Raw genomic sequence first — 17,204 nt, forward strand, 5'->3', positions numbered from 1 at the left:
CGACGAGCGCCCCCGCCTCAGCGCGCGCCCGCGGGTTGCCTGGCGCCGCGGCGCGGCCGTTCGTCCTCCTCCGGTTCGGCGTCCTCGTCGTCCTCGTACTCGTCTTCGGGCTCGGCGTCCTCGTCGTATTCGCCCACCTCGTCGTCTTCGGACTCGGCGTCGAGCGCCTCGTCGTGCGTGCGGACGACCTCGCCGTCGCGGATCTCGCCGCGCCAGCCTTCGCCGGAAGCCTCACCCGCCATCGACACGAACCGGCGGAAGTGCTTGAGGTCGAGCCGCGCCCGGCGGCCCTGCGCGCGCCAGATGTTGCCCGTCTTCTCGAACAGGCCCGACGGGTAGTACTCGAGGACGAGGAGGATCTTGGTGAGGTTCTCCCCCAGCGGGTGGAACGTGACCACGCCCTTGACCGTCCCTTTCGGACCGTCGGTGGTCCATACGATCCGCTGGTCGGGTATCTGCTCGGTGGTGGTGGCCCGCATGGTCCGGTTCGACCAGAAGACCTTGAACTTCCAGTTCGAGGTCGTGTCGTCCGCGCGTTCCACGCTCGTCACGCCCTTGCTGAAGCTGCTGAACTTCTGGTACTCGGTCCACTGGTCGTAGGCCTCGCGAACCGGGACGCCGACGTCGATGTCCTCGATGATGCTGACGACTTTCTTCCCGCCGGATCCGCCCTTTCCCTTGCCGCCCTTGAACAATCCGGCGACCTTCTCCTTGAGCACCTTCCCGCCGGTTTCGGCGGCGGCGCGCAACGGCGACTTGCCGTCCGCGAGCTTGCCTCCCGCGGTGAAGAGCGAACCGAGTGTGTCACCGTTCTCGGCGGCGTCGGACAGGCGCTTGGTGGCCGCGCCGAGCTTGTCCCCCGCCGCCGACACCAGATGCTGCGCCTTGGCCTGCAGGTAGTCCTCACCCGCGGCGAAGAGCTGTTCGGTGGCGGGGTTCTTGGCGGCGTGGTCCCGCAGCTTCGAGATCGGGCCGCCCTCGTCGTTACCTGCCATGGCTAGCTCTCCTTCGCCGTCGAGCCGCTTCTCTTGGCGGCGTTCCGCGTCCGCGGCTTCGCGGCTGCCTTGCGCGTACTCCCGCTCTTCGCTCGGGCGGCGCGTTTCGGCGCCTCCACCGCCTTGCTCACGCCTTCCCGCGCCTCGTCGACGTTGCCCCGCAGGCCATCGGCGCGTTCGTGCAGCGAATCGGTGAGCCTCTCCGCCTGGTTGGTCAGCAGCGTGGTGGCGACGGTCTTGCCCGTCGTGAGCACCTCTTCGCGGACCTGATCGCGAAGCCCGCTCAGCTGCGGCGACGAAACCAGCTCCTGCGTCACGCCGGTGAGCAGCTTTTTCGGGTCAAGGGCGAGCTTCTTGCCGATCAGCCAGGCGCCGAGGGAGATCGCCAGCTTGGCCTTCTTCCGTCTTCCCAGCAGATAGCCGCCCGCCACCGCGGCCGCCACCTTCATTCCCGGTGTCATAGGGAGATTTCCTTTCCTCTCATGGGGTTTCGAGTTCGTCGAGCAGGTCGTCCTCGCGCTCGTCGAACTCCGCTTCGCTGATTTCCCCCGCCAGCAGGCTCTTCTCGAGTTCCGCGAGCCTTCGCCCGAGCAGCGCCGCCTGTTCCCTGATCGCGGTGTCGGTCACCTGGCCGATGGTCCAGGCCACCCCGCGCACCGGGGCGAGCGGCAGCAGCGCGAGCTCGCCGAGCAGTCCCATCAGGCCGGTTGCGCGGCGCCGGTGAAGCTGTACGGCGGCAGCGGCCCGCGGATCCTGATGTCGGCCACCTCGCCCATCGACCGGCTCACCGCATTCACCGCGGCCTCGAAGTTCTCGACCTCGGCCCGGTCGACGAGGAACGACCGGTTCAGGAAGCACCCGGACACCGCGGGCCCGTCGCTCTGCCCGCGGGCGTGCGCTTCCACCGCGGCCACGATCGCCGCCGCGTCCCGTGCTTCGCGCTCGGCCAGCGCCGCGGCCACGGTCTCGCCGAAGCGCACCCGGTCGTCCGGCGTGCCACCGCGCTCGCGGAGATCCTCGTTGAGCCGCCGCAACCCGCCGTCTTCGACCAGTATTTCCCGCAGTACCGCGTCCTCGTGGTGCGCGACCTTGAGGTTCATCTCCACCTTCCCGTCCACGTCGGACAGTGAAGCCAGGTATTCCCCTTGCCGCGCGGTCACTTCACGGATCACCGCCTCGTCGTCCTCGGCGACAACGCCGAACCGCATCGGCAGCACCGCGCCCTGCAGGCACAGCGCTTCGAGCACGGTTTCGTGCGCGAGCAGGTCCCGCCGCTTCGCCCTGAGCGCCGCGTCCACGTCCCCGACGACGGCTTTGAGCTCGCCCGCGTCGATGACGCGCACCGGGCCGGGCTCCTCGCCGACTCCGGTCATCCCGTCCACGCGTGCCGGATGCGTCGCGGCGACGATGCCGTACAGGTAGGTGCTCATTCCGGCCTCGCAGTCCGCTTGGCGCGGCTCCACGGCCGCGCTTCCTGCTTTTCCTTCTCGTCGCCGCCGCTGGACTTCTGGAACTGCTCGGCGAAGGTCTCGGCGGCGCCGGTGAGCGCGCCCTTCGCCTTGCCCTTGCTGCCCTTCTCGGTCACGTCGCCGACCAGCTCCGGCAGCGTGGCCGCGCTCGAGGACTGGTTGAGGTCGAGCCGGTTGCACGCTTCGGCGAACCGCAGGTAGGTGTCCACGCTCGCGACCACGATGCGCGCGTCGATCGTGAGCAGTTCGATGCCCACCAGCGACACCCGGACGAAAACGTCGATCACCAGCCCCTTGTCCAGGATGAGGTCGAGGATGTCGTACAGGTTCCCCGAGCCGGATCCCCCTCTGCCCTGCGGGGATCCGGATTGCGTTGTCGTCACTGACATGCGGGGCTCCTTTCGCTTGTCCGTGCGCGTCACCGGTCGAGCTGACCGCGCCCGTAGCGGCGCAACCGCTCGTACCCGGCGAACGCGCCGTCCGGTTCGAGGCGCACCGCGTAGGTGGCCAGCACGCTCGTGGTGTCCGGGATGCGAGCCAGTTCGACGACCTCGGCGTGCATTTCCCAGCCGTGCTCGGTCTTGGCGAACGCGGACACAGACTCGATCTCCAGCCCGGCGATCTCTTCGAACTCTTGGCGCGCACCGCGGATCAGCTCGGCGGTGGTCGGTTTCCTGCGGGCGTCTCCGCTCATGGCGGGGGTTAGCACCGCGGCACGCCGCCCAAACCTGGCCCGGAATCGAGCACCGCACCCGCCGCGGAGCCGGATCGTCGAATTCTCGATCATTTCACGACAGCTCGGCCAGTACCGGAACCGTTCGCGCACTGCCTCACGGGCTTCCTTCTGCCACAACACTTTCGTCCCCCATTGACGGACCGGAAGGCACCGGAATCGGGACGCGCTACCGAAAAGTAGGAGCGAGTATTTCCCTCGACAATCCTGATCAGGATTCGCGAAATCGCGCAGCCGAAAAGACGCCACCCGGACCAGGCCCGGTACCCCCGTTCGCCGCAGCAGAGGGCAGACACTCGGACCGTAATGCTTTAACCCAACTTGTACTCCTTACCGGCATCGACTACGGTAACCGGCGAAACCTCACTTGACACCTTACGAAGGAGAGACGGCAACCGTGACCGCCGAACTGACACGCCCGTGGGGCCTGCGAGACCGGGTCCGCACCAGCGCCGGTGAGATCGCCACGGAGGTGCTGGGCGCCGGACCGCCGGTGGTGCTCGTGCACGGCACCCCGTCCTGGTCGTACCTGTGGCGCGAGATCGCCGCGCCGCTGGCCGAAAAGCACACCGTGCACCTGTGGGACCTGCCGGGTTACGGAGATTCCCGCCTCGCCGACGGCAAGAGCGCCTCGATCGCGCTGCACGCGCGGACGCTGGCCGAACTCGTCGACCACTGGGAGCTGGACGCGCCGGCGCTGGTCGGCCACGACATCGGCGGCGGCGCGGTCCTGCGCGCCCATCTGATCGAGCGGGTCCCGGCGCGCTCGATCGCCGTGCTCGACGCCGCCGTCCTGTCCCCGTGGGTGACCCCGCTGGTGCAGCACGTGCAACGGCACCCCGAGGTCTACCGGACCATGCCCTCGCACGCCATCGGCGGGATCATCGCGGCGCACCTGAACACCGCCACCCATCTCGGGTTGAGCGAATCCGCGCGCGCCGCCTACCTCGACCGGTTCGCCGGGCCGCCGGGACAGCGGCGCTGGCTCGATCAGATCGCCCACTTCACCGAAGAAGACACCGTCGAAGTCGTCGAAGCGCTCGGCGAGATCACCGTGCCCACCCACGTGATCTGGGGCGAACACGACCAGTGGCTGCCGTCGGGCACGGCGACCAGGCTGGCCGATCTCATCCCCGGCGCCCGGCGCACGATCATCCCCGGAGCCGGGCACTTCCTGACCGAGGACGCGCCCGCCGAAGTCGCGGCGGTGCTCGGGAACTGGCTCGGTTCCTTTTAGGACGGCACCCGCTCCACCGCCGCGGGCGCGAGCGAGGCACCATGACCCCGACGCGCCCTCCGGCGGGAGGTGCCTGCCGGAGGTGAGGACACTGCGAATCGGCCTGCTCTACCCGACCCGTGACTGCGGCGAGGACGATTTCCTCGCGTTCGCGCGGCTGCTCGACCCGGAGATCACGGTTCGCTTCGCCTACACCGAGTGGGGCGAGTCGGTGAACCGCCTCCCCGAGCTGGACGCGCGGGGCAAACTGGACGCGCTCCGGGAAGTCGGCGAGCCCGGCAGGCTCACCGCGGCCGCCGGCCAGCTCGCCGGGTTCGAGCCGCAGGTCGTGAGCTGGGCCTGCACGAGTTGCAGTTTCCTGTGGGGCCTCGACGGCGCACGGCACCAGGCCACGGTGCTCTCCGAGCTGCTGGGCATCCCCGCCAGCAGTACCTCGCTGGCATTCGCCGCCGCGGCGCGGGCGCTCGGTGTCACCCGGATCGGCCTCGGCTCGGTCTACGGCACCGAAGTCACCGCGGCGTTCGTCGATTTCCTCGCCGCGGCGGGCGTTTCCACGGTGCACCACGTGGCGATGGACGCGTCGTCGGACCGCGAGCTGGCCACCTGGGACCGCGCCAGGCTGCTGGACCTCGTGGCCGACGGGGACGCCGCCGACGCGGAAGCGGTCCTCGTCCCGGAAACCGCGCTGCACACCGCCGACCTGATCGACGAATTCGAAACACTGGCCGGAAAACCGGTGCTGACGGCCACCCAGGTCACCCTCTGGCACGCGCTGCGGCTGCTCGGGCGCACCCCGCGCGGCGCGGGCACGGGCACGCTGTTCTCCGCGGGCTGAGGGGAAACCAGCCGAGGGAGTTTTCACCGCGGCGCTCGGCGCTCGCTCGTGCGGTGGCAGGGCGGCGAATCCCGGTGTCCACATCCTCACGATGTGAGTGGATCCGCCACGACAACGGTCGCCGCGTTCGGTATCCGCGAGTATTCCACGCGACCCCATCGGATTCCCCCTCTCCTTGCGAAGCTCGCGGGCATGGACACGACAAGCGAACCACCGCGGGTGAGGGTCGTCGAGGGCGTTCTCCGTGGCTGCCGGCAGGCGGGTGCGGCCGCCTTTTTCGGGGTGCCGTTCGCGGCCCCGCCGGTCGGCCCGGCGCGGTTCCGCCCTCCCGAGCCGCCGCTGCCGTGGCCGGGAGTCCGTGACGCGGCGCGACCTGGGCCTGCTGCGTCGCAAGGGCCGTCCCGGTTGGCGCACGTGCTCGGAGACCGCACGCTGGAGCAGTCCGAGGACTGCCTCACCCTCAACGTGTGGACGCCGGAGCCGGACGGCCCGCCGAGGCCGGTGCTGGTCTTCCTGCACGGCGGCGGGTTCACCACCGGGTCGGGCGGGCTGGAGTGGTATCGGGGTGCCGAGCTGGCCCGTCGCGGTGACATCGTGGTGGTCACCACCAACTACCGCTTGGGCGCACTGGGTTTCTCGTACCTGGACGAAGGCAATCTCGGTGTGCGCGATCAGATCCAGGCACTGCGCTGGGTGCGGGACAACATCGCCGCTTTCCACGGCGATCCGGGCGCGGTGACCGTCGCCGGCCAGTCCGGTGGCGCGCTCTCCATCCTCGCCATGCTGTCCGGCACCACCGGGCGTGGCCTGTTCCACCGCGCGATCTTGCAGAGCACGCCCGCCGGGATGCGGCCGCAGACCACGGAGGTGGCCGAGACCCGGACCGCCGAACTGCTGAGCGTCCTGGGTCTGCGCCGCGACGAGGCAGGCAAGCTTCGAGCTGTGCCCGTTGAGGACCTGCTCGACGCGCAGCGGGAAGTCACCCGCCGGAACGCGCCGCTGCTGGGGCCGGAACCCCCGTTCCAGCTGGTCGCGGATACCTCGACGGTCGCAGCCGACCCCGTCGAGGAGGTCGGTGGCCGCGGCGCGGACGGCATCCCGGTCATCATCGGTACGACCAGGGACGAGGCGGGCGCCTTCCACCCCGGCGGTGACCGCGGCGCCGCGGTCACCGAATCACTGTTTCGCGCGCCCATGATCCGGTTCGCCGAGCTGTTGGCCGAGCACGGTAACCCGGCGTGGGTGTACCAGTTCGACTGGAGCCCGGCCGGCAGCCCGTTCGGCGCCTGCCACTGCATCGAGCTGCCCTTCGTGCTGGGCAATCCACGCGCCTGGGCGGACGCGCCGATGCTCGCCGGCGCCGGCCCGAGCACCCTCGTCGCCGTCACCGACCTCGTGCAGCCGACGTGGATCGCCCTCGCCCGCCATGGAAATCCTTGCCACGAGGCGATTCCCGACTGGCCCGCCTACCGGCCGGGGGAAGCCGCCGTGCTGCACCTGTCCACCACTCCAACTGTCCAGAAAGGACAACGATGAGCATCGAAACCGTGTACACCAACGGAAAGGTCGTCACCGTCGACCGCGAATTCTCTCTCGCCGCGGCATTTGCGGTACGCGACGGCGTCTTCACCGCGGTCGGCGGAAACGACGAAGTCTCCGAGCTCGCCGGCGCGGGTGCCAGAGTCGTCGACCTCGGCGGGCAGATGGTGCTACCCGGGTTCGTCGATGCCCACGCGCATTCGGTGTATCGCGGGATCGGCGACGCGGCCGAACCGTCACTGGCGGATGCCGTGTCGGTCGCGGACATCGTCGCGCGGATCGGCGAGGCCGCGGCGCACGCGAATCCGGGTGCGTGGATCGTGACTTCGCCGATCGGTGAACCGCCGGACTTCTTCGGCCTGCCGGAAGGGCTGGCCGAGGGGCGCTGGCCGACGCGCGACGATCTCGACGCGGTGGCCGCGGACAACCCGGTGTGCGTTCCCACGTCCGCCTACTGGCCGCACCCGTCGGTGTTCAACAGCGCGGCGCTCACCCGGCTCGGCGTCACCCGAGACACACCGGAGGAGCCTGGCGTGCGCATCGTCCGGGACGCCGCCGGCGAGCCCACCGGTGTGATCCACGGGCTGACCTTCTACAACCCGAGCCGGTTGTTCGGCAGGCTGATGTCGCTGCTGCCGGGCACACCGGGGCGGACCACGCGCGACGCGATCGCCCGCGCGCTCACCGAGAACATCGCCGTCGGGGTGACCAGCGTCTACGAGGGGCACGGGAACACCTTCACCGCCGACCTGCGCGCGCTTCGGGACGCCGGACGGCTGGCGTGCCGGGTCGTGGCCACCTACGAGGTGCCGGTGGGCAGGCCCGACGTCGACATGGGGACGTGGCTGTCGTCCCTGACGGACGCGGCCGGTGAAGGCTCCGGCGACGATCTGCTCAAGGTCGTCGGCGTGACCGTTTCCTTGGATGGCCCGACGCACTTCGGGCGGTCGGCGATGAGCCGGCCTTACCTCGGCACCGACGGCGAGCTGGGCAACGGCTCGTCACGACTGTCCACAGTGGATCTTGCGGACCTCGGCCGCCTCGCCGTGCGACACAACCTGCGGCTGAACGTCGTGGCCAGCGGCGACGCGGGGTGCGGCATCGCCGTCGACGCGCTCGAAGCGGTGCACCGGGAGACCCCGCTCACCGGACGGCGATGGGTGGCGCAACACTTCCACCACGCCACCAGGGAGCAGATCGGGCGGCTCGCGGCGATGGGGTTCGCCGCGCAGGTCTGCGCCGGGGTCGACTACGCCCGGGGTGAGGAGGTCTACGTCAAGCGGCTTCCCGGCGACCTCTGGGAGCATGTCAGCCCGTTGCGCTGGTGGATCGACGCCGGCGTGCCGATCGCGCTGGCCAGCGACGGCGCGCATTACGACCCGATGTTCCAGCTGTGGGCCGCCCTTCGGCGGATCGACGCTCGGAGCGGTCGCAGCCTGCTGACCCCGGCGAAGACCGTTACCCGTGAGGAGGCCATCCGGGCCTACACCGCGGGCGGTGCCGCGGTGCTGGGCTCGCCGGGGAAGATCGGCTCGATCGAGACCGGCAAGCTGGCCGACTTCGTCGTGCTGGATCGGGACATCCTCGACTGCCCGGTCGACGAGATCCGCCGGACGCGCGTGATCTCGACCGTGCTCGGCGGAGCGGTCGTGCATGAGATCTGAACAGGATGTCCGTGATCGGGTGGTACCCGCGGCGCCGGTTAGCCCGGCGGGGACGGGGGTAACCGGGCGGTACCCACACCGGGAGGTGAACCGTGATCGAAGAGGTGCACAGGACGGACCCGGCGGACAAGCCGGTGTCCGAACTGGTGACCGACCTGTCCGAGCAGACGAAACGGCTGGTGCGCGACGAACTGCGGCTCGCGACCGCCGAACTGCGCCGCAAGGGCAAGCGGATGGGCCTGGGTGCCGGGATGTTCGGCGCGGCGAGTGTGCTGGCGCTGTTCGGTGGCGGCACGCTCGTCGCCGCCGCGGTGCTCGCGCTGGCGCTGGTGGTGGACGGCTGGCTCGCCGCCGTTCTCGTCGGCGCCGCGTTGCTGCTGGTGGCGGCCGCCGCCGCGCTGATCGGCCGCGGCCGCGTCCGGCGCGCCACGCCGCCGGTGCCGGAGGAGGCGATCGACGGCGTGAAGGCCGATGTCGAGACCGTGAAGGACAAGGTGCACAGGTGACCGAGCCACACAACGAAAAGGACGTGCGCGTCGACCGGGACGCGACCAGGCAGGAACTCGGCGAGACCGTGGAAGCGTTGGCGCACAAGCTCGACGTGCCCTCGCGGGTGCACGAGACCGTCGACGACAAGCTGGACAAGGCGACCGACAAGCTCGTGGACGCGGTGCCGGACCCCGCGGCCGGGAAGGTGCGCCACGGCGCCGACGCGGTACGGGCGAACCCGGCACCGGTGTTCGCCGCGCTGCTGGCGCTGCTCGTCGCGATCCGCCTCGTGGCGCGCCGGAAGGCGCGGCACCGGAACGCCTGATTGGCAGATCCGCGGCGGGGTACCCGGGTGTCATGGAGATCCCCGCCGCGGACCTGATCGAAGAGCACGGCCTGACCCTCGGCTTCGTGTTCGACCCCCGCTACCAGCGGCTGCTGGCCGCGTTCGGCGTCCGTCCGTCCACTTCGGTCGTGCACGCCACCACCGACGGCTTCCACGCGCGGTTCGGCCCGTGGTGCGTCACCACACCGCTCCGCAACATCCGCGATGCCGCCGTGGCAGGCCCGTTCTCACCGCTGAAAGCGCTCGGGCCGCGCCTGTCGCTCGTCGATCGCGGGCTCACGTTCGGCTCCAGCACGCTGCTCGGCGTGTGCGTGACCTTCCACGAACCGGTGCGCGGCATCGACCCGCTCGGGCTCGTCAAGCACCCCAGCCTGACCGTGACCGCCGCCGAACCGCAGGTGCTGTGCCGCGCGCTGCGGTCCGTCGCCAGGTCACGATGACGACTGGTCCTCGGTTTCGGCCGAGGACCGCTTTTCCTTACCGAGGAAGGTGATTTCCCCTTCCCGCGCCATCCGGTCCGCCATCTCCGGGTGGTGCAGCGCGAACGCGGGCCGCTCCGAGCGGACCCTCGGCAGTTCGGTGAAGTTGTGCCGCGGTGGCGGGCAGGTCGTCGCCCACTCCAGCGAGTTCCCGTAGCCCCACGGGTCGTCGACCGTCACGCGGTCGCCGTACCGGTAACTGCGCACCACGTTGTAGGCGAAGGGCAGGAACGACGCGCCGAGTACGAACGATCCGATCGTCGAAACGGTGTTGAGCACGGTGAACCCGTCGCTGGACAGGTAATCCGCGTACCGGCGGGGCATGCCCTCGGCGCCGAGCCAATGCTGCACCAGGAACGTCAGGTGGAAACCGAGGAACGTGGTCCAGAAGTGCCACTTGCCCCACGCCTCGTCGAGCATCCTGCCGGTCATCTTCGGGAACCAGAAGTAGATCCCGGCGAAGGTGGCGAACACGATCGTGCCGAACAGCACGTAGTGGAAGTGCGCCACCACGAAGTACGTGTCGTGCACGTGGAAGTCGAGCGCGGGCGCGGCGAGCAGGACCCCGGTGAGGCCGCCGAGCAGGAAGGTGACGAGGAACCCGACCGCCCACAGCATCGGCGTTTCGAAGGTCAGCGTGCCGCGCCACATGGTGCCGATCCAGTTGAAGAACTTGATCCCGGTCGGCACCGCGATCAGGAAAGTGGCCAAGGAGAAGAACGGCAGCAGCACCGCGCCGGTCGCGAACATGTGGTGCGCCCACACCACGAACGACAACGCGGTGATGCCCGCCGTGGCCCACACCATCAGGCGGTAGCCGAACAGCGGTTTGCGGCTGAACACCGGGATGATCTCGGTGACGATGCCGAAGTACGGCAGCGCCACGATGTAGACCTCGGGGTGGCCGAAGAACCAGAACAGGTGCTGCCACAGGATCGCGCCGCCGTTGGCGGGGTCGAACACGTGCGCGCCGAGGTGCCGGTCCGCGGCGAGCCCGAACAGCGCGGCGGTCAGGATCGGGAACGCGGCCAGCACCAGCACGCTGGTGAACAGGATGTTCCAGGTGAAGATCGGCATCCGCCACATCGTGACGCCGGGCCCGCGCAGGCAGAGGATCGTGGTGATCATGTTGACCGCGCCGAGGATCGTGCCGAGCCCGGAGATGATCAGGCCCATCACCCACAGGTCGGCGCCGATACCCGGCGAGTGCACCGCGTCCGAAAGCGGGGTGTAGGCGGTCCAGCCGAAGTCCGGCGCGCCGGCCGGGGTGACGAACGAGCTGAGCACGAGCAGGCCGCCGAACAGGTAGAGCCAGTACGAGAACGCGTTCAGCCGGGGGAACGCGACGTCCGGCGAACCGATCTGCAGCGGCAGCACGAAGTTGGCGAACCCGAACAGGTTCGGGGTGGCGTAGAGCAGCAGCATGATCGTGCCGTGCATGGTGAACAGCTGGTTGTACTGCTCCTGCGACAGGAACTGGAGCCCCGGCCTGGCCAGCTCGCCGCGCATGAGCAGCGCCATCGCGCCCCCGACCACGAAGAAGCCCAGCGAAGTGGTCAGGTACAGCAGGCCGATCTGCTTGTGGTCGGTGGTGCGCACCAGCTTCAGCAGCAGCGATCCCTTCCGGAACCGCATCGGCTCGGCGTGCCGGTTCGCCAGTATCGGCTCGGGGTGTCGTGTCTCGGTCATCGGCGTCCTTCCGCGGTGGACGAGCGCGAGTACCCGTTCCCCCGCGGGTTCACACCCGCGCCGCTCAGTCGGCGCTGGCCACCGAGAACTGGCCGTCGGCGCAGAAGAGCAGGCACACCACCGCGTTCGCCCTGTCCGCTGGATCGGGGGCGCCCGCGGCGAGACCGAGTTGCACCGCGGCGTCGTCACCGCGCCCGGCGAGGGTCGCGAGCATCGCGCGCACACCCGCTCGCACGGCGGGTGTCAGCTCGTCCACCTCGACCCGATCGCCGTTCCCGTCGTGGATCTCGGCGAAGTACGCCTCGTCCGGCCCCGCGGCCCCGACCGTCCGTTCGAGCACCGCCGCGGCATCGTCGACCAGTTCGGCGAACACCGCGGCGAATACCGCCCTGGCGCGCTCGCCCTCGTCCGCGACCAGCGCGCAGATGAGGTCGCCGAGCGTGTCGAGCAGGTCGTGACGGAGCAGGTATCGGAGTCCGCCGCTGATCCGCGGCGCGTCGTCGTCATGCACGGAGCCGGAGTACCCGTCGCCACCGGTGTCATGCCCGGTGCCGCCGGTCAGCTGACCTCGCCGACCCAGTCCTGCCTGGCGACCTCCACGGACTCGCGGATGACGAGTTCGTGGTCGAGGCCGATGAGCGAGAGCGAGCGGCGCACCGGCTGCTGCAGCGCGCAGAGGCGAAGCAGCACGCCGTCGCACCGCGCCTGGTCCCGCGCGCGCAGCAGGCTGGCCATGCCCGCGCTGGCCAGGAACTGGACACCGCTCATGTCCAGCAAGACGAGCTTCGGCTTGGGCGGGCTGAAAGCCTCGTTGAGGGAAGCATCGAGCTGGGGTGTGGTCGACAGGTCGATCTCACCCGTCAGAGCGATCTCCGCCACGCCGTCACCAGCGGGCTTGGACACGATCCGCAACAGCTCGAGAGGGGGGCGTGGTGCCATCGGAACTACCCTTTCGGCTCGACGTGTCCGCGAAGCGAACGGCGCCGGTGCCAGGGTGCATCGCCATCCGCTTTCGCGGTCGGCTGCTGACTGAACCGGCCTTCAGGCTAACGAGATCCCGAAAAGGTCACAACCCCTCGCCCGTGTGACCGCCGACGCGCGAGGATGGCGCCCGGTCACCGCGGCGGCCGGGTCCGGAACGGGCATACCCGGCTTCGCCGCGGCTTATCCCTCCCGGTTTCCGGGTAGCCGCTCGCCATGGCAGCCACCAGTACCGACACCCGCTTCGTCGTCATCGGCAGTGGCCCCGCCGCGTTGTCGGCGGCGCGCGCGTACCGGGAAGCAGGCGGGGAGGACGAAGTCCGCATGCTCACCGCCGACGGGGAACTCCCCTACGCGCGGCCTCCCCTCTCGAAGGAATTCCTGCGCGGCGAAGCGGATGACGGGGAACTCCCGCTCGAAGATCGTTCCTTCTACCGGCGGCAGCGGATCGACGTCACGCTGGACGATCCCGTCACGGCGTGGGACACCGGCGCCCGGACCGTCACGACCGCGTCCGGGGAAACCGTGTCCTACAGCCGATGTCTGCTCGCGACCGGTGCCGAACCGAAACGGCCGCCCTTGCCTGGCGCGGAACACGCGGACGTACGCACCCTTCGTTCCGCCGGAAGCGCGCGGGAGCTACGCGCGGCCGCCCGTGGTCGCCGCAGCGCGCTCGTCGTCGGGGCCGGGTTCATCGGCTGCGAAGCGGCGGTGTCCCTGAGCAGGCTCGGGCCGCAGGTCACCGTGGTGTGCCCGGAACCGGTGCCGCAGCACGACCGGCTCGGCGCCGCGGCGGGCGCGGAAATCCTTCGCTGGCTCAAATCCGAAGGGGTCAGCGTGCTGACGGGGACGAAGTTGCTCGGCATCGAGGCGGGGCACCGGGTGCGCACCGATCTCGTGCCGGTGCTGGACGCCGACCTGATCCTGCTGGCCACCGGGATCTCCCCGCGGGCCGCGCTCGCGGAGAAGGCGGGACTCGCCGTCGAGCAAGGCCGCGTCGTCACCGACGAGCGGCTGCGCACCGGCGTCGACGGGGTGTACGCGGCCGGGGACGTCGCTCTCGCGCGCAATGCGGCCGCGAGGCGGCGCCTTCCCGTCGAGCACTGGGGCGAAGCCGAAACCATGGGCGAAATCGCGGGCGCCAATGCCGCGGGCGAGGACCGGACGTGGCGGAACGCACCCGGTTTCTGGTCCGTGATCGGGGATCGCGTGCTCAAGTACGCGGCGTGGGGTGACGGTTTCGACGAAGCGAGGATGACCCGGCACGACGACGACTCGTCGTTCACGGTCTGGTACGGGCAGAACGGAGTGACCGTCGGCGTCCTCACCCACGAAGCCGACGAGGACTACGAAAAGGGCGCGGGAATGGTGGAAACCGGCGCGCCCGTGCCGTGATTACACCGCCCGATCCCGGGTACTCCCGTTGCGAAGGCCGCATTCACGGCCGGACCCCATCGTTCACGCCCAGAGAGGTGCACATGACTGACCGCAGGGACACGTCCGCCGAAGGCTTCAAGGGCGCCGTCGAGGACATCAAGGGCAAGGTCAAGGAGACCGCGGGCACGTTCGCCGGAAACGACTCCATGGAGCGGGAAGGCAAGGCGCAGCAGGAAAAGGCCACCGCGCAGCAGAAGATCGCCGAAAAGGAAGCCGACGCGGAACGCGCCAGGGCCAAGGCGGACGAGCGCGAGGCTCGCGAACGCCGGGAACAGTAGCGTGCCGCGGCGGTGCCGGTGGACAGTCCACCGGCACCGTCCTTTTCCGACTGTCCACTTCCGACGATGAGGAGCGCGTGCCGTGACCAGTCTGCTCGAAACCCCGGCCGTGGCGGCCGAACTCCGGCGGCTGGCCGCCGACGGCGCGCTCGACCTCCCGCTGCCCGGCGGCGGGCGCACGGCCGAGCGCTGGTCCGCGCTGGCCGGGCTCGGCGGCCGCGATCTCGCGCTGGCCCGGCTCGCCGAAGGGCACACCGACGCGCTCGCCGTGCTCGCCGAGGCCGGACGGCGGCCCGTGCCCGGCGCGCTCTACGGCGTCTGGGCGGCGAAGTCGAGTGGCACCGGCGCGCGGCTCGAAAACGGCCTGCTGTCGGGCACGGTCCGGTTCTGCTCCGGTGCCCATCTGCTCGACCGCGCACTGGTCGCGGCGGGCGACCGGCTCGTCGAAGTGGACCTCGCGCGCGACGGCATCACCCGCGACGACGAGAGCTGGCAGGCGATCGGCATGGCCGCCTCCGACAGCGCCGACGTGACCTTCCACGGGCTCGCCGTCGCTCCGGGCGAGATCGTCGGTGCTCCCGCGTGGTACGTGGCCCGGCCCGGTTTCGCGCACGGCGGCTGCGGCGTGGCGGCCGTGTGGCTCGGCGGCTGCGACGGCGTCGTCGGCTACGTGACCGCCTTCTTGCGCGCCCGCGACCACGTCGACGACCACCAGGTGGCCCACCTCGGCGCGATGCACGCCGGGACGCGGGCCGCGGAGGCGTTGCTGCGGCAGGCGGCAGGCGCGATCGACGAGGGCACCGACCCCGACCCGCCGCGGACGGCCGCCACCTGCCGCGCCGCCGTCGAGCGGGTCGCGACCGACGTGCTCGACCGCGCACCGAAGGTCACCGGGCCCACCCCGCTGTGCCGCGACCGGGACTTCGCCCAGCGCCTCGCCGATCTCCTGGTCTACGTCCGCCAGCACCACGCCGAACGCGACCTCGCCGCGCTGGGGCGCACCGTCCTCAATGGAGCGAAGCGGTGACCACAACGGACAGAACGTGGGCGGAAACCTTGGCCGCGCAGCGCCTTCGACCCTTGAACGTGAGCGGAATCGCGCGCGTGACGCTGGTCGCCGCGCATCCCGACGACGAGACCCTCGGCGCGGGCGGCCTCGCCCAGCGGCTGCACGCGGGCGGCACCGAGGTCGCGCTCGTCGTGGCGACGGACGGCGAGGCGGCGTTCCCGGCCTCCGGCGACCGGGAACGCCGGATGCTCGCCGCGACCCGTCGCGAAGAGCTGCGGAAATCGCTTGCCGGGCAAGGACTCGCGACCGTCGAGCCGGTGTGGCTCGGGTTGCCGGACTCGGGCCTGCACCGCTGCCCCGGCGCGCTCGCCGACGCACTGGGCGACCTGCTCGCGAGCAGCGAGCTGTGCCTGGCCCCGTGGCCTGGCGACCCGCACCCCGACCACCGCGCGACCGGGCTCGCCGTACTGCGCGCCGCGCCGGAAACCGCGCAGTGCTGGTCGTACCCGATCTGGATGTGGCACCGGTACGATCCCGGCGACCCCGGAATCCCTTGGCAACGCTGCTTTTCCCACGCACTGTCCGATCGGGAGCGTGCCGCGAAGGCCACCGCGATCGACGCGTTCGCCTCGCAGACCGGTCCCGGTCCCGGTGGCGAGGACCCGATCCTGCCGCCCGGGGTGCTCGACCACTTCCGGGGCTGGCACGAAATCTTCTTCCGCGAGCCGCCCCGCCGGTCGGCGTCCCACGCCCGCTTCACCGAGCTGTACCGCGGTTCGCCCGACCCGTGGCAGGTGCGGTCGCGCTGGTACGAACGGCGCAAGCGCGCGCTGGCGCTCGCCGCGCTGCCTCGGGAGCGCTACGGCACCGCGCTCGAACCGGCCTGCGGCAACGGCACCTTCACCAGGGAACTGGCCGCGCGCTGCGACCGCCTGCGCGCGTCCGATCCCGTGCACAGCGCCGCCGAGGCCGCGCGGAGGGCCACCACGGACCTGCCCCACGTCGAGATCGGGACCGCCGCGTTGCCGGGCGCGCTCGTCGCGGAGGAGGCGGATCTGGTGGTGCACAGCGAAATCCTGTACTACCTCGACGACGACGATCTCGCGGAGACCCTCGACCGCACCGCCGGAGCGCTGCGCCGCGACGGGCACGTGCTGGCCGTGCACTGGAAGCCGTGGGCGCCCGAAGCTCCCCGTGACGGTGCCGACGCGCACCACCGCCTGCTCGCGCACCCCGCCTTCGAGCCACTGGTCGCGCACGACGACGAGGAGTTCCTCCTGCACGTGCTGAGGCGCCGGTGATCGGCGCCGTCGGCGTCGTCGTCCCCGCGCGGGACGAGGTCGGAACGGTCGGCGCTTGCCTCGACGCCATCGCGCACGCCCTGCGGCGCCTGCCCGCGCGGCTGAACCGCGCGGTGTGCCTCGTCGCCGATCGGTGCACCGACGACACCGCGGCCACCGCCGCGGCCGCGTTCGGCGGCTGGGCCCCCGGCCTGGTCTGCCGCACCGACCGCGACCGGACCATCGGCGAGGTCCGCGCGCTGGGCGTCCGGCGGTGCCTGTCCCCGCTGGCCGGGCACCGGCCAGCCGAGATCCTGGTGCTCAACACGGACGCGGACAGCACCGTCGATCCCGCGTGGGCGTGCGAGCACCTGGCCAGGGCCGAAGAAGGGCACCACGCGATCGCCGGGTCGGCGGAACTCCTGACCCCGTCGGCGTTGCGGCCGCTCGCGCGCTGCCGGTACCAGTCCCTGCTCGAAGACGCACTCGGGCCCGATGGCCACGGGAACGTCTACGGCGCGAACCTCGGCGTGCGAGCCGACGCCTACGCGGCGGTCGGCGGGTTCGCCGCACTGCCCACCGGCGAAGACCACGACCTGTGGAACCGGCTGGGGCGAGCGGGGTTCCGGCGCTGCTACGACGATCGCGCCCGCGTGGCGACCAGCTCACGGCTGTCCGGGCGAGCGCCCGCGGGGCTCGCGACGCTGCTCCACGGACTGTCCAAGGCCTGAGCACCCGAGTTAA

The 17,204-nt window shown here is 70.8% G+C and carries 21 protein-coding genes; 12 read left to right on the forward strand and 9 right to left on the reverse strand.

Annotated features, from left to right (window positions below):
• Positions 1 to 17: 17 nt before the first annotated feature.
• From HUW46_RS47900 to HUW46_RS47925, 6 genes are read right to left on the reverse strand one after another with little or no spacing between them, the layout of a single operon-like run.
• Positions 18 to 995, reverse strand: coding sequence for an SRPBCC family protein (locus HUW46_RS47900; protein ID WP_215545243.1), 978 nt, complete (start codon positions 993 to 995; stop codon positions 18 to 20).
• 2 nt (positions 996 to 997) lie between these two features.
• Positions 998 to 1,456 carry a hypothetical protein gene (locus HUW46_RS47905; RefSeq protein WP_215545244.1) on the reverse strand — a complete coding sequence of 153 codons (459 nt, stop codon included), beginning with the start codon at positions 1,454 to 1,456 and terminating at the stop codon, positions 998 to 1,000.
• A gap of 19 nt (positions 1,457 to 1,475) precedes the next feature.
• Positions 1,476 to 1,694 carry a gas vesicle protein GvpG gene (locus HUW46_RS47910; RefSeq protein ID WP_215545245.1) on the reverse strand — a complete coding sequence of 73 codons (219 nt, stop codon included), beginning with the start codon at positions 1,692 to 1,694 and terminating at the stop codon, positions 1,476 to 1,478.
• Entirely contained in the window at positions 1,694 to 2,425 is a 732-nt protein-coding gene (locus HUW46_RS47915) for a GvpL/GvpF family gas vesicle protein (protein WP_215545246.1), read from the reverse strand. The genes HUW46_RS47910 and HUW46_RS47915 overlap by 1 nt, the downstream gene beginning before the upstream one ends.
• Entirely contained in the window at positions 2,422 to 2,853 is a 432-nt protein-coding gene (locus HUW46_RS47920) for a gas vesicle structural protein GvpA (RefSeq protein ID WP_215545247.1), read from the reverse strand. The genes HUW46_RS47915 and HUW46_RS47920 overlap by 4 nt, the downstream gene beginning before the upstream one ends.
• A 29-nt stretch (positions 2,854 to 2,882) precedes the next feature.
• Positions 2,883 to 3,158, reverse strand: coding sequence for a gas vesicle protein GvpO (locus tag HUW46_RS47925; RefSeq protein ID WP_215545248.1), 276 nt, complete (start codon positions 3,156 to 3,158; stop codon positions 2,883 to 2,885).
• A 436-nt stretch (positions 3,159 to 3,594) separates the two neighbouring features.
• Here HUW46_RS47925 and HUW46_RS47930 point away from each other — a divergent pair, with 436 nt between their 5' ends.
• The 7 genes from HUW46_RS47930 (at position 3,595) to HUW46_RS47960 (ending at position 9,747) form a co-directional block, all read left to right on the forward strand.
• Complete coding sequence (locus HUW46_RS47930) at positions 3,595 to 4,434, forward strand: alpha/beta fold hydrolase (protein WP_215545249.1); 840 nt, start codon at positions 3,595 to 3,597, stop codon at positions 4,432 to 4,434.
• An 82-nt stretch (positions 4,435 to 4,516) separates the two neighbouring features.
• A complete protein-coding gene (locus HUW46_RS47935; RefSeq protein WP_254125636.1) occupies positions 4,517 to 5,269 on the forward strand; it encodes a maleate cis-trans isomerase family protein in 753 nt (250 codons plus the stop codon).
• 192 nt (positions 5,270 to 5,461) lie between these two features.
• Positions 5,462 to 6,805, forward strand: coding sequence for a carboxylesterase/lipase family protein (locus HUW46_RS47940; RefSeq protein WP_215545250.1), 1,344 nt, complete (start codon positions 5,462 to 5,464; stop codon positions 6,803 to 6,805).
• The gene (locus HUW46_RS47945; RefSeq protein ID WP_215545251.1) at positions 6,802 to 8,472 is read left to right on the forward strand and encodes an amidohydrolase; all 1,671 of its coding nucleotides are present in this window, start codon (positions 6,802 to 6,804) and stop codon (positions 8,470 to 8,472) included. Before HUW46_RS47940 ends, HUW46_RS47945 begins: the two co-directional genes overlap by 4 nt.
• 92 nt (positions 8,473 to 8,564) lie before the next feature.
• On the forward strand, positions 8,565 to 8,978 hold the full coding sequence (locus HUW46_RS47950) for a phage holin family protein (protein ID WP_215545252.1): 414 nt from the start codon (positions 8,565 to 8,567) through the stop codon (positions 8,976 to 8,978).
• Positions 8,975 to 9,286 (forward strand): DUF3618 domain-containing protein, encoded by a 312-nt coding sequence (locus tag HUW46_RS47955; RefSeq protein ID WP_215545253.1) that lies wholly within the window; start codon positions 8,975 to 8,977, stop codon positions 9,284 to 9,286. Before HUW46_RS47950 ends, HUW46_RS47955 begins: the two co-directional genes overlap by 4 nt.
• 32 nt (positions 9,287 to 9,318) lie before the next feature.
• On the forward strand, positions 9,319 to 9,747 hold the full coding sequence (locus tag HUW46_RS47960) for a hypothetical protein (protein WP_215545254.1): 429 nt from the start codon (positions 9,319 to 9,321) through the stop codon (positions 9,745 to 9,747).
• Here HUW46_RS47960 and ctaD read toward each other — a convergent pair.
• The 3 genes from ctaD to HUW46_RS47975 form a co-directional block, all read right to left on the reverse strand.
• The gene (gene ctaD / locus HUW46_RS47965) at positions 9,739 to 11,475 is read right to left on the reverse strand and encodes an aa3-type cytochrome oxidase subunit I (protein WP_215545255.1); all 1,737 of its coding nucleotides are present in this window, start codon (positions 11,473 to 11,475) and stop codon (positions 9,739 to 9,741) included. The two genes, HUW46_RS47960 and ctaD, sit on opposite strands and share 9 nt — an antisense overlap.
• 64 nt (positions 11,476 to 11,539) lie before the next feature.
• Positions 11,540 to 11,986 (reverse strand): hypothetical protein, encoded by a 447-nt coding sequence (locus HUW46_RS47970; RefSeq protein WP_215545256.1) that lies wholly within the window; start codon positions 11,984 to 11,986, stop codon positions 11,540 to 11,542.
• A gap of 47 nt (positions 11,987 to 12,033) precedes the next feature.
• Positions 12,034 to 12,414: an STAS domain-containing protein gene (locus HUW46_RS47975; protein WP_215545257.1), complete on the reverse strand. Its 381-nt coding sequence runs from the start codon at positions 12,412 to 12,414 to the stop codon at positions 12,034 to 12,036.
• A 258-nt stretch (positions 12,415 to 12,672) separates the two neighbouring features.
• Between HUW46_RS47975 and HUW46_RS47980 the strand changes: the two genes are divergently transcribed.
• The 5 genes from HUW46_RS47980 (at position 12,673) to HUW46_RS47995 (ending at position 17,191) form a co-directional block, all read left to right on the forward strand.
• The gene (locus tag HUW46_RS47980) at positions 12,673 to 13,851 is read left to right on the forward strand and encodes an NAD(P)/FAD-dependent oxidoreductase (protein WP_215545258.1); all 1,179 of its coding nucleotides are present in this window, start codon (positions 12,673 to 12,675) and stop codon (positions 13,849 to 13,851) included.
• Between the two features lie 83 nt (positions 13,852 to 13,934).
• Positions 13,935 to 14,171: a microaggregate-binding protein 1 gene (mbp1, locus tag HUW46_RS47985; RefSeq protein ID WP_215545259.1), complete on the forward strand. Its 237-nt coding sequence runs from the start codon at positions 13,935 to 13,937 to the stop codon at positions 14,169 to 14,171.
• Between the two features lie 82 nt (positions 14,172 to 14,253).
• Positions 14,254 to 15,198: an acyl-CoA dehydrogenase family protein gene (locus tag HUW46_RS48715; RefSeq protein ID WP_254125638.1), complete on the forward strand. Its 945-nt coding sequence runs from the start codon at positions 14,254 to 14,256 to the stop codon at positions 15,196 to 15,198.
• Complete coding sequence (locus HUW46_RS48720) at positions 15,195 to 16,481, forward strand: bifunctional PIG-L family deacetylase/class I SAM-dependent methyltransferase (protein ID WP_254125640.1); 1,287 nt, start codon at positions 15,195 to 15,197, stop codon at positions 16,479 to 16,481. Before HUW46_RS48715 ends, HUW46_RS48720 begins: the two co-directional genes overlap by 4 nt.
• Positions 16,478 to 17,191: a glycosyltransferase gene (locus tag HUW46_RS47995; RefSeq protein ID WP_215545260.1), complete on the forward strand. Its 714-nt coding sequence runs from the start codon at positions 16,478 to 16,480 to the stop codon at positions 17,189 to 17,191. The genes HUW46_RS48720 and HUW46_RS47995 overlap by 4 nt, the downstream gene beginning before the upstream one ends.
• The last annotated feature ends 13 nt before the right edge of the window (positions 17,192 to 17,204 follow it).

It is taken from the genome of Amycolatopsis sp. CA-230715 (assembly GCF_018736145.1).
Classification (GTDB): Bacteria; Actinomycetota; Actinomycetes; order Mycobacteriales; family Pseudonocardiaceae; genus Amycolatopsis.